The following is a 1,038-nucleotide window of genomic DNA, read 5'->3' on the forward strand; positions in this document are numbered from 1 at the left end:
GACAGGCCGGTAACCAGTATTTCTCCCGGTGAGCAACGGGTTCGGTTTGTCTTCCAAGCAAAATGACCTCCCAAGTGGTGAACTGAAAGTCGCCAGACATATTCAGTGACCACCGGGAGGCCATTGATGAAAACCGAAAGGCTCATCATGGATATTCTAGAAGCATTTGATCTACATGGCTCATACCGAGCCGCCGCCAAGCATGTTGGGTGCGCACCCAACACCGTCAAGAAATTTGTGCTCGCCCGCCAGGCGGGCGATCCGCTACCCAAACGGGTTATTCGTGCCAAGCTCACCGATGACTATCGTGACAAAATCGACGAACTGGTGGATCGTTCCAGCGGGACGATTATGGCGCATAAAGTCCACGAGGCCCTGGAGGGGATGGGCTACACCGGTTCGCAGCGGTCGACTTCCAGAGCGGTTCGCGAAGCCAAAAACACTTATGCTGCCGCCCAGCAGCGGGTGCATAAGCCCTGGGTACCGGCACCGGGCCAGTGGTTGCAATACGACTTCGGCGATGGCCCAATGGTAGCTGGTAAAGCCACGGTGTTATTCGTGGCCTGGCTGGCGTGGTCGAAATTCCGGTTCGTGATCCCACTGTTTGATAAACAAATGCCCAGTGTCATCGGCGCCTTAGACGCCTGTTTCCGCACCCTGGGCGGAGTGCCATCGGCGGTGTTGACTGATAACGAGAAAACCGTGACCGTGGACCATGTGTGTAATCTGCCGGTGCGCAATCAACGGATCGTCTCTGCTGCCCGTTGGTATGGAACGGCGATCCATACGTGTGTGCCTTATGACCCAGCAACCAAGGGTGGAGTAGAAAACGCAGTGAAAGTCGCCAAAGCTGATCTGGTCCCCACCGGTGTGAACCTGCGAGCCGAGTATGCCAGTTTCGCCGAGTTGCAAGAGGCATGTGATCAGTGGGTCTACGATATCAATCACCGTGAGCACGCCGCCGGATTCATCCCAGCAGAACGCCTCACACAAGAACTACAGCATCTGCATCCCGTGCCGGCCGAGCCCTATGAACTG

Annotated in this window: 1 protein-coding gene; it reads left to right on the forward strand. The window is 56.3% G+C overall.

The window, feature by feature from the left end; translation table 11 throughout:
• Positions 1-126: 126 nt before the first annotated feature.
• Positions 127-1,038 (forward strand): IS21 family transposase (gene istA / locus ACYVJT_RS15270; protein WP_499418564.1); only part of this gene is annotated, 912 nt, incomplete at its 3' end.

The organism is Yaniella soli (assembly GCF_054782375.1).